Below are 11,014 nucleotides of genomic sequence, written 5' to 3' on the forward strand. Positions count from 1 at the left end.
CACCTCACAGGTCGAACGGGGAACACCCCGATCGACACGCCCGCGGAACTTTTTTCAGCCCTTCGTGCCCGAGCCGGACAGCGACTGGGTGAAGTAGCGCTGGAAGAACAGCAGCACCAGCAGCGGGACCAGCGCGGTCAGCACCGCGCCCGCGAAGATGGCCCCGAAGTCCGCGCCCCGCTCGCCGGACAGCTGGGCGATGGCCACCGGCGCCACCTTCATCGCCGGTGAGGGCGCGATCAGCAGCGGCCACAGGTACGCCTGCCACTGGAACACGAACAGGATCAGCCCCGCGCCGACCATGGCCGGTTTGGACAGCGGGAGGTAGATCCGCCAGAAGATCCCCCACCAGCCCAGCCCGTCCACGTGCGCGGCCTCCGCCAGCTCCTTCGGCACCCCCAGGAAGAAGCCCCGCAGCAGGAAGACGGCGAAGCCGTTGCCCACGCCCGGCAGCACCAGCCCCAGGTGGGTGTTCTGCAGCTCGAAGTCCCGGAACAGGGCGCTCAGCGGGATGGCGATGGCGTCGAACGGGATGAGGAACGACACCACCATGACCGCGAAGACGGTGGTGCGGCCGGGGAAGCGCAGCACGGCGAGCCCGAACGCGGCGGTCGAGCAGATCGCCAGGCCCACCACCAGCGTCGCGGCCGTGACCACCGCCGAGTTGAGCATGGCCCGGCCGAAGCCGCCGTGGACCAGCGACGCGAAGTTGCCCAGCGTCGGCTGGCCGGGGATCAGCGTCCACAGCGACACCGGCGAGAGCGTGCGGAAGGTCTCCTGCTCCGAGCGCAGCGCGCCCGCCAGCGCCCACCACAGCGGCAGGAAGAACAGCAGCGCGATGAGCCCGCCGAGCAGCGCCATGCCCACCCGGCCGCCCCGCGCCCCGGCGGCCACGTCAGTCCTTCCCGCTGGAGAGCAGCCGGAACTGCACGACCACGATGGCCAGCGCGACGGCGGTCAGCACCACCGTCGCGGCCGCCGCCGCGCCCACGTCGGCCTCGGTGTAGGCGCGCTCGAAGATGTCGTTCATCAGCACGTCGGTGCTGCCGTCCGGGCCGCCCTTGGTCAGGATCTGCACCGGGGCGAACAGCAGCAGGTTCGACACCGTGTCGGCGACCAGCACGAAGGCCAGCTGCCTGCGCAGCTGCGGCACCGTGACGTAGCGGAAGCGCGCCCAGCGGCCCGCCCCGTCCAGCGCCGCGGCGTCGTAGAGGTTCGGGTCGATCTCCTTCAGCCCGGCGATGAGGAACATCATCCAGTAGCCGACGCCGATCCAGGAGACCACGACCACGATCGACGCCAGGGCCTGGCCGGGCGAGGTGAGGTAGCGCAGCCCGCCCAGGCCGAACAGCGCGAGCACCCCGTTGAGCGGCCCGTCCGGGCGGAAGGCGACCGCCCAGATCACCGCCGAGACGCTCTGCGGGATGGCCACCGGCAGGAACACCAGCGTGCGCATGAGGCCGACACCGCGGATGCGCTCGTTGAACAGCACCGCCAGCGCCAGCGCCACGGCGATCTGCAGCGGGTTGACGACGATCCCGAACAGCGCGGTGACCTTCAGCGAGTTGAGGAAGGCCGGGTCGGTGAACAGCCACCGGTACTGGTCCAGCCCCACCCAGGTGGTGGGGGCGAGCCCGAACGGCGTGCTGCGCAGGCTGTCCCAGACCGCGCGCGCCGCCGGCCACAGCCGCAGCAGCACGGCGGCCAGCACGGCGGGGCCCAGGAAGGTCACCGCGATCGGCCAGTCGCCGAAACGCCCCCGGCGGCCGACCGCGGTCCTCGGTGTCGCGGTGGTCATGCCCACCTCCTCGCAGGCGGGCGGCTACCCGCGGTACTTGGCCATGGCTCGGGTCAGCTCCGCCTCGGCCGCCCGCAGCCGCCGCTCGGGGTCCGAGCCGTTGCGGATGTCGGCGAACGCCTTGTTCATCGCCGTCTCGAAGGTCACGTAGCCGACCGTGCGGGGACGCGCCACCGCGTTGCTCGCGAGCTCGTGCGCCACGACCTCGGCCAGCCGCGCCGACCGGCCGCCCTGGCCGCGCAGCGTGCCCAGGTACCGCTCGAAGGCGTCGACCTGCACCGGGATGTTGCGCGAGCTGGCCTCCCACGCGCCGGTCGGGTCGAGCGCCAGGTAGGCGATGAACTCCTTCGCCGCCTCCTGGTGCCGCGAGAAGGGGCTGACGCCCGTCGCCCACGAGCCGGTCGAGGACGCGGGCCTGCCGCCCGCGAAGACCGGGAAGGGCGCCACGTCGTAGTCCAGGCCCCTGGCCTGGTCGAAGGCGTCGGCGTTCCACGGCCCGCCGACGAAGAACGCCGTGTTGCCCGACGCGAACAGGGGCCCGGTCTGCTCGGGGCTGACGCCCCTGGGGGCCACCCCCTGCTCGAAGAGCGAGGCGTACCAGGTGAACGCCCGCACCCACGCCGGGTTGGCGACCTGCGGGGTGAGCAGGTCCGGGCCGGTCAGGCCGGGGCCGCCGCCCAGCGACTCGGGCAGCGGCTGGAGCTGGTAGTAGCGGTCGATCTGGTCGAAGGCCAGCCCCCACCGGGCGCCCGCGGCCTGCGCCGCGCGGCCCGCCGCCGCGACGTCCTCCCAGGTCATGGGGCTGCGCGGGTCGCCAGGAGGTGCCGCGACGCCGGCTTTGTCCAGCAGCCCCCGGTTGTAGTAGAGCAGCTGGGTGGAGGTCCACCGGGGCAGGGCGTACTGCCTGCCCCGGTAGGTGGTGCCCGCCAGCGCCTCCGGGTCCACCCGGCCGCGCGCCCGCTCCCCCAGCTCGCCCAGGTCCACCAGGAAGCCGCGCGCGGCGAACGCGGCCAGGCGCGGCGCGTCCACGTCGAACAGGTCGACGCCGGGGTCCTCGGAGAGCAGCCGGTACTGCACCGCCGAGTTCAGGTCGTCGAACGGGACGACCTCCTGCCTGATCCGGATGCCGGGGTTGGCCCGCTCGAAACCGGCGATGACCTGGTCGAAGGTCCCCTGGTCCTGGGCGTTGACGAAGGTGAGCGTCGTGGTGCCGTCCCCGTCCGAGGCTCCCGCCCCGCAGCCGCCGGGCAGCACCGCCGCGACCACCGCGGCCAGCACGCGCCTGCGCGCAACCCCACGCGCGCGACACCGTCCCCGCCGGTCGGCGGCCCGGTCCGCTGTCGAGGTGGCCATGTCGTGCTCCTCACACCCGCCCCCCACGCTAACCAGTGATCCGGCTCACCGCAGGACCGTCACCCTCCGTGAGAGTGACGGTCCGGTGCGACCCGCCCGCAGGAGACCGACAGCCGCAGGTCAGACTGGGTACCCGTCAGTGGAACGATGATGGGACGATCGGGGAGCGGCACGTGGCGATCCTGGACGAGAAGCTGAGCGACATCTACGACGAGGTGCTGCGGCGCAACCCCGGCGAGGCCGAGTTCCACCAAGCGGTGCACGAGGTCCTCGACAGCCTGGGCCCGGTGGTCGCCAAGCACCCGGAGTACACCGACGCGGCCGTGATCCGCAGGCTGTGCGAGCCCGAGCGGCAGATCATCTTCCGGGTGCCGTGGGTCGACGACTCCGGCACCGTGCGGATCAACCGCGGCTTCCGGGTCGAGTTCAACTCCGCGCTCGGCCCGTACAAGGGCGGCCTGCGCTTCCACCCGTCGGTCTACCTGGGCATCGTCAAGTTCCTCGGCTTCGAGCAGATCTTCAAGAACTCGCTGACCGGGATGCCCATCGGCGGCGGCAAGGGCGGCTCCGACTTCGACCCCAAGGGCCGCTCCGACGGCGAGGTCATGCGCTTCTGCCAGGCGTTCATGACCGAGCTCTACCGGCACATCGGCGAGCACACCGACGTGCCGGCCGGTGACATCGGCGTCGGTGGCCGGGAGATCGGCTACCTGTTCGGCCAGTACAAGCGCATCACCAACCGCTACGAGTCCGGCGTGCTCACCGGCAAGGGCCTGACCTGGGGCGGCTCGCAGGTGCGCACCGAGGCCACCGGGTACGGCACGGTGTTCTTCGTCGAGGAGATGCTCAAGGTCCGCGGCGACTCCTTCGACGGCAAGAAGGTGGTCGTCTCCGGCTCGGGCAACGTCGCGGTCTACGCGGTGGAGAAGGTGCAGCAGCTGGGCGGCACGGTGATCGCCTGCTCGGACTCCAACGGGTACGTGGTCGACGAGCGGGGCATCGACCTGGACCTGCTCAAGGAGATCAAGGAGAAGCGCCGCGCGCGCATCTCCGACTACGCCGAGGCGCGCCCCGACACCGCCCGGTACGTCGAGGGCGGCTCGGTGTGGGACGTGCCCTGCGACATCGCGCTGCCCTGCGCCACGCAGAACGAGCTCAACGGCCACGACGCCGCGACGCTGGTCAAGAACGGGTGCGCCATCGTCGCCGAGGGCGCGAACATGCCCTGCACCCCCGATGCCGTGCGCCTGTTCACCGAGGCGGGCGTCCTGTTCGCCCCCGGCAAGGCGGCCAACGCGGGCGGCGTGGCCACCAGCGCCCTGGAGATGCAGCAGAACGCCTCCCGCGACTCCTGGGGCTTCGCCCACACCGAGCGGCGGCTGGCCGACATCATGCACGGCATCCACGACCGCTGCCTGGAGGCCGCCGACACCTACGGCACCCCCGGCAACTACGTCGCGGGCGCGAACATCTCCGGTTTCATCCAGGTCGCCGACGCGATGCTGGCCCTGGGCGTGATCTGAGGGTCGCGCGGTGAAGTACTTGATGCTGATCTACGGCAACGAGCAGCTGTGGACCGGTGTCGACGCCGACCGGCTCGCCGAGCTGATCGCGGAGGTGAACGCGTTCAACGCGGCCCTGCGGGAGTCCGGCGAGCTGGTCGACAGCCGGGGCCTGGTGTCCTGGCCCCGGTCGGTGCGGGTGGTCGAGGACGCGCCGGTGGTCACCGACGGCCCCTACCTGGAGGCCAAGGAGCACGTCGGCTCCTACTTCGTGGTCGACGTGGACAGCGAGCGGCGCGCCCTGGAGATCGCGCGGTCCTACCCCGCCCTGCGCCACGGCGGGGGCCTCGGCGGCGGCATCGAGGTGTGGCCGCTGATGGAGCCCGGCGGTAGCGACCTGTGATCGTGGGCGAGGACGCCGGGCACCTGCTGCGCGAGCTGACGCCGCAGGTGCTCGGCGCCCTCGTGCGCCGCTACGGCGACTTCGCGCGGTGCGAGGACGCCGTGCAGGAGGCGCTGGTCGACGCCGCGGACAAGTGGGGGCGCGACGGCGTCCCCGAGCACCCGCTGGGGTGGCTGACCACGGTCGCCACCCGCCGCTACGTCGACCTGGTGCGCTCCGACGCGGCGCGGGCCCGCCGGGAGCGGGCGGTGTTCGACGCCGTGCCGCGCGACCAGCTGCTCGCCGCGCCGCCGGACGCCGAGCCGGTGCGCGACGACCTGCTGGAGCTGCTGTTCCTGTGCTGCCACCCGGTGCTGACCCCAGCGTCGCGGATGGCGCTCACGCTGCGCGCGGTCGCCGGGTTGACCACCGCCGAGATCGCCGCGGCGTTCCTGGTGCCGGACAAGACGATGGGGCAGCGCGTCTCCCGCGCCAAGCAGCGGCTCAAGGAGGCGGGCGCCCGGTTCGAGCTGCCGCCCGAGGCGGAGCGGGAGCGGGCGCTCGGGGACGTGCTGCACGTGCTGTACCTGCTGTTCAACGAGGGCTACAGCGCCAGCTCCGGGCCCGCGCTGCGCCGCCCCGACCTCACCGCGGAGGCGGTGCGGCTGACCAGGCGGCTGCACCGCGAGCTGCCCGACTCCGGTGAGACCGCCGGGCTGCTCGCGCTGATGCTGCTGACCGAGGCGCGCGGCGCGGCGCGCACCGGCCCCGACGGCGAGCTGGTCCCGCTGGCCGAGCAGGACCGGTCGCGGTGGGACCGGGCGGCCATCGCCGAGGGCACCGAGCTGGTCACCCGCAGCCTGGCCGCCCACCCGGCGGGCCCGTACCAGGTGCAGGCCGCGATCGCCGCGCTGCACTGCGAGGCGGCCCGCGCCGAGGACACCGACTGGCCGCAGGTCCTGGCGCTGCACGACGTGCTGCAGCGCCTCGCGCCCAACCCGGTCGCCGCGCTGAGCCGGGCCGTCGCCCTCGGCGAGGTGCGCGGTCCCCGCGCCGCCCTGGAGGCCGTCGCCGAACTGGAGCGGGGTCCGCTGGCGGGCCACCACCGGCTGCACGCCGTGCGCGCCCACCTGCTGGAGAAGGCGGGCGAGCACGCCGCCGCGAGCGAGGCGTTCCGGCAGGCCGCGCGCCTGGCGGGCAACGCGGCCGAGCAGCGGTTCCTGCTGCTGCGGGCGGCACGCCACGCGGACGCCGCTGAAGCCGGAAAAAATTTCTCGGCGTCGACGTAGAAACGTCGTCGTCGGCTCCGATCCCCTCCCGAGCGAGCCCGCCGGGCATCGCCGGGAGATCAAGGAGCGCAGCACGATGACCAAGGTGACCGCACAGCTGTCGGTGTCCCTCGACGGCTTCTACGCCGGGCCCCGCCACGAGGGCGACGGCGACTGGATGGCGTCAGCGGAGGCGGCGGCGTTCTTCCGCCTCACCCGCTGGATGACCGGTGCGGCGGCGTGGCGGGAGCGGCAGGGCTTCGCCGGTGGCGAGCGGGACGTCAACTCCGAGGTCATCGGCGAGGCGTTCGAGGCCGCCGGGGCGTACGTGATGGGGCGGCGGATGGCCGACGGCGGCGAGGAGCCGTGGGGCGAGGAGCCGCCGTTCCACGCGCCCGTGTTCGTCGTCACCCACCGCCCGCGCCCCACCCTCGTGCGCCGGGGCGGCACCAGCTTCACCTACGTCACCGAGGGCCTGGCCCACGCCGTGGAGCGGGCCAAGGACGCCGCGGGCGGCAAGGACGTCGCGATCGCGGGCGGCGGCAGCCTGGTGCGGCAGGTGCTCGCCGCCGGTCTGCTCGACGAGCTGGAGCTGCACGTCGTGCCGGTCGTGCTGGGCACCGGGCTGCGGCTGCTCGACGCCGACCTCGGCCTGGGCGAGCGGGAGGGCGTCGAGCTGGTCCCGACCAGGGTGCTGCACACCCCCGACGTGACGCACCTGCGCTACCGCGTGCGCGGTCGCGCCCCGCTCCTGGCCGACGGGGGCGGGGACGGCACCGGGGAGTGACACCGGGGCGGTTCGGTGGCGAACGCGCGTGCGCAGCGCTTTCCAGCCCCCGGCACGCGGGCGGGGATCATCCGCCCGCGTGCTCCACGTCGAGCCGGGCGGCCCCGATCCGGGCGATCCGCCTGCGCCCCCAAGCACCCAGCGACTCCAGCGCCCCGTAGAGGGAGCGCCCCTGTTCGGTGAGCGAGTACTCGACGTGCGGCGGCACCACGGGGTAGACCTCGCGGTGCACCAGCTCGTCCTCCTCCATCTCCCGCAGCTGCCGGGCCAGCACCCGCTCGCTGACCCCCGGCAGGCCGCGGCGCAGCTCGCCGAACCGCCGGGCCCCCTGCCGCAGCTCCCACAGGATCAGCGACTTCCACTTGCCGCCCACCACGTCCATCGCGGCGTCCAGGCCGCAGACGTACGGACCGGTCCGAGGCGCCCCGCTCACCACAACCCCCATGCTGACCACGAAGTCAGTATTGGACTTCCAAGTGCGTACTTGTCCCCACCACAGTACGGCGAAAGCATTGCGGCAGCCCGAATCGACGACTTGAGAAGGGAACTGCCTTGTCCACTGCGACACCGGTCGCCGTGCTCGGCCTCGGCGAGATGGGACGCGCGCTGGCGGCCGCCCTGGTGAAGGCGGACGTCCCCACCACCGTGTGGAACCGCACGCCCGGCAAGGCCGACGAGCTGATCGCCTCCGGCGCGACCGGGGCGGCCTCCGCCGAGGACGCCGTCACCGCCGCGGAGGTGGTGGTCGTCTGCCTGTTCGACCACGCCTCGGTGCACGAGGTGCTGGACCCGCTGGCGCAGCGGCTGCGGGGCCGCGCGGTGGTGAACCTGACCACCACCTCGCCCGAGCAGGCGCGCGAGCTGGGCCGGTGGGCCGCCGCCGAGGGCATCGGCTACCTCGACGGCGGCATCATGGCCGTGCCCGCCATGATCGGCACGGCGGGGTCGGAGGTCTTCTACAGCGGCGACGAGCACGTTTTCCAGCGCCACAAGGAGATTTTCGACCACTGGGGCACCAGCACCTACTTCGGCGAGGACACCGGCCTGGCCTCGCTCTACGACCTGGCGCTGCTCGCGGCGATGTACGTGATGTTCGCCGGTTACATGCAGGGGGCCGCGATGGTGCGCACCGCGGGCATCTCGGCAAGCGCTTTCGCGGCCCGCGCGCAGAGCTGGCTGACCGCGATGACCGGGGGCCTGGCGGGCTTCGGCGCGGTCATCGACGGCGGCGACTACACCGTCCCCGGCCAGCAGAGCCTCGCCTTCTCCGACCTGACCAAGATGCTCGACGCCGTCGCCGAGCTGGGCATCGGCGGCCAGCCGCTCGCCATGGTGCAGGAGCTGATCAGGAAGCAGCGCGACGCCGGTTACGACGAGCACGGCTTCGCCCGCATCTACGAGAGCATCGCCGCTCCCCGCTGACCGCGCCGCCCGCCGCGCCGGTGCGCCCGGCGCGGCGGGCGGGCGGCTCCTCGTTCGCACCGGGGTCGCGGCACAGGCCGGGAGGAGTGGACGTGAGCCCCATCCACCAGACGGTCGCGCCACGCCGGGGCAGGCCCCGGCGCGACCGGCAGCCCCTGACCAGGCAGCGCATCGTCGCCGAGGCGATGGCCGTGGTCGAGGGAGCCGGGCTGGCCGGGTTGACCATGCGCGGGCTGGCCAAGCGGCTGGGCGTGGACACCATGAGCCTGTACAACCACGTCGACAGCCGTGACGCGCTGCTCGACGCGATCACCGGGGCCGTCTTCGCCGACCTGCGCCTGCCACCGGCCACCGGCGGGCTGCGCGCCGACGTGCGCGCCGCGGCGCACGCCTTCCGCGACACCGCGCTGCGCCACCCCCGCTGCACGCACCTGGCGCTGACCCGCAGGCCGGACTCGCCGACCGGTCCGGGTCCGGTGGCAGCCGCGCTGGGCATCCTGCGCCGCGCCGGGTTCCCGCCCGCGACCGCCGTGCGCGTCCTGCGCACCGGCCTGGCCTACCTCGTCGGCGCCCTGCTGCGCGAGCTCTCCGCGATCCCCGCCTCCGACGACGCGGCCCGCCGCGCCGAGTTCGACTTCGGCCTCGACCTGCTCATCACCGCGATCACCGACGCGGACCGGGACGCCCGCCGCGGGTGATCGCCGGGACACCCGCCTCGCGGGCTACTTCTCCTGCTTGCCCGCGACGAAGAGCACGCCGATGATCGTGCTGGCCGAGCCGAGCACGCTCGGCAGGATCATCCTGGCCAGCTCGCTGCCGAAGTCCTGGGTGATCCACCCGAGCCCGACCGCCGCGAGCACGGCCAGCAGCGTGCCGAAGAAGGTCGCTCCCACTCCCCACAGGACCCTGCTCTGCATGGTCCACTTCTGGGTCTGCTCGGGCGTGGGCCGCAGGCTGATCAGCTCCCCGGTGCCCGCCCTGTCCTCGCGCCCGGTCCAGGTCCCCTCCGCCACGTCCGGCCCGGCGGGGGGCCGCGCGGACCCGCTCACCGGAGTTGCCCGACCTCGGCCGCCCCGGCGCGGCGGCCGGGCGGGGCTTCGAGGGCCTGGCTGAGCAGCACGTGCGCGTCCGGACGCTCCTCGTCGGCGTACCGGACCACCCGCTCCCCGGAGATCGAGGCGCTGGGTGTCGGGTCGTACCACGTCCCGTCCTGCTGGACGTAGTCCTTCCCGGTGTGTCGACGGGTCATCTGCTGGGACCCCCTTCGCTCGGGGAGGTGGACCGGGTTTTCGGCTGCCCCGAGTGGCCGGTCCACGCCGGCTGGTCCCAATATAACAGCGGGCGTGCGGGTTTAACACAACAAACCCACACCGCTCACACGTCTTGCGCACAGCTTCGACATGTGCGATGCTACTAATCGCTGGTGGGTTGGTGGCGGAGATGTTCAAGACCGCCACCGCCGCGCCGGACCGAGCACGAGGTGCCGAAGTTGAGCGCCACCGGGGCGCTCCGACGACCCGACCGGGGGGAAGCCCCGGCGGCGGACGAGTGCGCCCACCAACCCGTCTCCTCGAAGGATTTCGCATGTCCCGTGCCGCTTCGACCACCGCCGACCGCGACGAGCTGGAGCCGTCCCGCGACCACAGCCGCCCCGAACCGAAGAGGATCAACGTGGCGGTGTCGCCCGAGACGGTGAAGGCGCTGCAGACCGTCATGGACCGGGAGGGCGTCAGCCTCACCGAAGCCGTGCGCCGACTCGTCGGCTTCGGGGACTTCCTCTACCAGGCCGCCAAGGTCGAGGGCGCCCAGGTGCTGGTGAAGCAGGGCGACACCACGCGCGAGATCGTGCTGATCTGAGACTTCCGGGACGGGGTGCGCCCCGCTCGTCAACGGTGCCCATCGACGTCACCCCCGGCCGGAACGCCATCCGGCCGGGGGTGACGTCGTTCCGGGCCACCCTCACCGCCGTTGATCACACGCGGCGCGCCCGGTCGATACTTTCGTAAACCCGCGAAGAGAGTTGCGACCCACCAACGTGGGGTTTGCCTGCGGAGTTGCGTCTCTATTGGTGACGGATAGTCCTTGACCGCGCACATTCCGCAGCCTAGTTTACGAAAGCGTCACTCAAGTTCTCGAAAGTTTCGAAGCTCCGCCACGGCGGTGGCCCCACCGCGCCCCGTGCTGACCCGTTGGAGGAAGTGATGTCCGAAACTGCTGTCGCCGCTGCCGGCAGGCCGGTGACAAGAGGAGGGCCGCGACGCGTCGCGGTGGTGACCGGTGTGCTCGGGTTGCTGAGCGCGGCGGCCGTGGTGCTGCCGAACGTCGCCAGCGCGGGCACCACCCTGGCCGCCTCCGCGGCCGAGAGCGGCCGCTACTTCGGGACCGCCGTCGCGGCGAACAAGCTCTCGGACTCCACCTACGTCGGCATTCTCAACCGTGAGTTCGACATGGTCACGGCCGAGAACGAGATGAAGATGGACGCGACCGAGCCCAACCAGGGCC

14 protein-coding genes are annotated in these 11,014 nt (G+C 72.8%); 8 read left to right on the forward strand and 6 right to left on the reverse strand.

The window, feature by feature from the left end; translation table 11 throughout:
* Nucleotides 1-54: 54 nt before the first annotated feature.
* The 3 genes from IEZ00_RS35250 to IEZ00_RS35260 are packed head-to-tail and all read right to left on the reverse strand — an operon-like array spanning nucleotide 55 to nucleotide 3,151.
* Nucleotides 55-894 carry a carbohydrate ABC transporter permease gene (locus IEZ00_RS35250; protein WP_189227693.1) on the reverse strand — a complete coding sequence of 280 codons (840 nt, stop codon included), beginning with the start codon at nucleotides 892-894 and terminating at the stop codon, nucleotides 55-57.
* A 1-nt stretch (nucleotide 895) separates the two neighbouring features.
* A complete protein-coding gene (locus tag IEZ00_RS35255; protein ID WP_189227694.1) occupies nucleotides 896-1,798 on the reverse strand; it encodes a carbohydrate ABC transporter permease in 903 nt (300 codons plus the stop codon).
* A 24-nt stretch (nucleotides 1,799-1,822) separates the two neighbouring features.
* Nucleotides 1,823-3,151 (reverse strand): sugar ABC transporter substrate-binding protein, encoded by a 1,329-nt coding sequence (locus IEZ00_RS35260; RefSeq protein ID WP_189227695.1) that lies wholly within the window; start codon nucleotides 3,149-3,151, stop codon nucleotides 1,823-1,825.
* 179 nt (nucleotides 3,152-3,330) lie between these two features.
* Here IEZ00_RS35260 and gdhA point away from each other — a divergent pair, with 179 nt between their 5' ends.
* From gdhA to IEZ00_RS35280, 4 genes are all read left to right on the forward strand, one after another.
* Nucleotides 3,331-4,674 (forward strand): NADP-specific glutamate dehydrogenase, encoded by a 1,344-nt coding sequence (gdhA, locus tag IEZ00_RS35265; RefSeq protein ID WP_209624425.1) that lies wholly within the window; start codon nucleotides 3,331-3,333, stop codon nucleotides 4,672-4,674.
* A gap of 10 nt (nucleotides 4,675-4,684) precedes the next feature.
* Nucleotides 4,685-5,056 (forward strand): YciI family protein, encoded by a 372-nt coding sequence (locus IEZ00_RS35270; protein ID WP_189227697.1) that lies wholly within the window; start codon nucleotides 4,685-4,687, stop codon nucleotides 5,054-5,056.
* On the forward strand, nucleotides 5,053-6,324 hold the full coding sequence (locus IEZ00_RS35275) for an RNA polymerase sigma factor (RefSeq protein ID WP_229796411.1): 1,272 nt from the start codon (nucleotides 5,053-5,055) through the stop codon (nucleotides 6,322-6,324). Before IEZ00_RS35270 ends, IEZ00_RS35275 begins: the two co-directional genes overlap by 4 nt.
* Before the next feature lie 76 nt (nucleotides 6,325-6,400).
* Complete coding sequence (locus IEZ00_RS35280) at nucleotides 6,401-7,090, forward strand: dihydrofolate reductase family protein (protein WP_189227698.1); 690 nt, start codon at nucleotides 6,401-6,403, stop codon at nucleotides 7,088-7,090.
* A gap of 67 nt (nucleotides 7,091-7,157) precedes the next feature.
* Here the strand turns inward: IEZ00_RS35280 and IEZ00_RS35285 are convergent, their stop codons facing one another.
* Nucleotides 7,158-7,472 carry a winged helix-turn-helix transcriptional regulator gene (locus IEZ00_RS35285; protein WP_229796414.1) on the reverse strand — a complete coding sequence of 105 codons (315 nt, stop codon included), beginning with the start codon at nucleotides 7,470-7,472 and terminating at the stop codon, nucleotides 7,158-7,160.
* Nucleotides 7,473-7,642: 170 nt separating this feature from the next.
* On the opposite strand from IEZ00_RS35285, the gene IEZ00_RS35290 reads away from it, so the two are divergent.
* Both IEZ00_RS35290 and IEZ00_RS35295 read left to right on the forward strand, forming a co-directional pair.
* Nucleotides 7,643-8,512 (forward strand): NAD(P)-dependent oxidoreductase, encoded by an 870-nt coding sequence (locus IEZ00_RS35290; protein WP_189227700.1) that lies wholly within the window; start codon nucleotides 7,643-7,645, stop codon nucleotides 8,510-8,512.
* Nucleotides 8,513-8,604: 92 nt separating this feature from the next.
* Nucleotides 8,605-9,210: a TetR/AcrR family transcriptional regulator C-terminal domain-containing protein gene (locus IEZ00_RS35295; RefSeq protein ID WP_229796412.1), complete on the forward strand. Its 606-nt coding sequence runs from the start codon at nucleotides 8,605-8,607 to the stop codon at nucleotides 9,208-9,210.
* 24 nt (nucleotides 9,211-9,234) lie between these two features.
* On the opposite strand, the gene IEZ00_RS35300 is transcribed toward IEZ00_RS35295, so the two are convergent.
* A complete protein-coding gene (locus IEZ00_RS35300; protein WP_189227701.1) occupies nucleotides 9,235-9,561 on the reverse strand; it encodes a hypothetical protein in 327 nt (108 codons plus the stop codon).
* Nucleotides 9,558-9,761 carry a hypothetical protein gene (locus IEZ00_RS35305; protein ID WP_189227702.1) on the reverse strand — a complete coding sequence of 68 codons (204 nt, stop codon included), beginning with the start codon at nucleotides 9,759-9,761 and terminating at the stop codon, nucleotides 9,558-9,560. Before IEZ00_RS35305 ends, IEZ00_RS35300 begins: the two co-directional genes overlap by 4 nt.
* Before the next feature lie 335 nt (nucleotides 9,762-10,096).
* On the opposite strand from IEZ00_RS35305, the gene IEZ00_RS35310 reads away from it, so the two are divergent.
* Together IEZ00_RS35310 and IEZ00_RS35315 are read left to right on the forward strand one after the other, a co-directional pair.
* Nucleotides 10,097-10,369, forward strand: a complete 273-nt coding sequence (locus IEZ00_RS35310; RefSeq protein WP_189227703.1) for a ribbon-helix-helix domain-containing protein — start codon at nucleotides 10,097-10,099, stop codon at nucleotides 10,367-10,369.
* Between the two features lie 422 nt (nucleotides 10,370-10,791).
* Nucleotides 10,792-11,014, forward strand: a 223-nt coding sequence (locus tag IEZ00_RS35315; RefSeq protein ID WP_229796413.1) for an endo-1,4-beta-xylanase, incomplete at its 3' end; no start/stop codon positions are given.

Source organism: Saccharothrix coeruleofusca (assembly GCF_014648515.1).
In the GTDB taxonomy this organism is placed as follows: Bacteria; Actinomycetota; Actinomycetes; order Mycobacteriales; family Pseudonocardiaceae; genus Actinosynnema; species Actinosynnema coeruleofuscum.

What these genes read in the sequence shown, in the direction of transcription:
- IEZ00_RS35310 (WP_189227703.1), top strand. Translation starts at nt 10,097, where the DNA reads ATGTCCCGTGCCGCTTCGACCACCGCCGACCGCGACGAGCTGGAGCCG.
- IEZ00_RS35255 (WP_189227694.1), bottom strand. Translation starts at nt 1,798, where the DNA reads ATGACCACCGCGACACCGAGGACCGCGGTCGGCCGCCGGGGGCGTTTC.
- IEZ00_RS35280 (WP_189227698.1), top strand. Translation starts at nt 6,401, where the DNA reads ATGACCAAGGTGACCGCACAGCTGTCGGTGTCCCTCGACGGCTTCTAC.
- IEZ00_RS35260 (WP_189227695.1), bottom strand. Translation starts at nt 3,151, where the DNA reads ATGGCCACCTCGACAGCGGACCGGGCCGCCGACCGGCGGGGACGGTGT.
- IEZ00_RS35285 (WP_229796414.1), bottom strand. Translation starts at nt 7,472, where the DNA reads ATGGACGTGGTGGGCGGCAAGTGGAAGTCGCTGATCCTGTGGGAGCTG.
- IEZ00_RS35305 (WP_189227702.1), bottom strand. Translation starts at nt 9,761, where the DNA reads ATGACCCGTCGACACACCGGGAAGGACTACGTCCAGCAGGACGGGACG.